The 271-nt window shown below is 63.1% G+C and carries 1 pseudogene; it reads left to right on the forward strand.

Features of this window, described 5'->3' with window-relative positions:
* Nucleotides 1-62 precede the first annotated feature (62 nt).
* Nucleotides 63-271 (forward strand): annotated as a pseudogene (locus SB679_RS24360) (hypothetical protein); the annotation flags it as partial.

Genomic DNA, 271 nt, shown 5'->3' on the forward strand with positions numbered 1-271 from the left:
GGACTGGCACACCCGCCAGTTGCCTGGCGCATGACGGAACGACATGCCGTACCCGGCAGTGTGTGAGCCTGGCGGATGCGACCGTGTGCGCCACGTCGCCCGACATGTTCGCCGGCGAAGAGCGGGCAGTATTTGATGCACTGACCTGCCGCGCGAAAGCGCGCCGGTTCGGCGGTGACTGCTACAACTACGCCATGCTTGCGTCTGGTTACCTTGATGCGGTTGTGGAAGCGGGACTGGAACCGTACGACTTCCCGTCGATGGTTCCTAT

This window comes from Chryseobacterium sp. SIMBA_029, assembly GCF_046535275.1.
Lineage (GTDB): Bacteria > Bacteroidota > Bacteroidia > Flavobacteriales > Weeksellaceae > Chryseobacterium.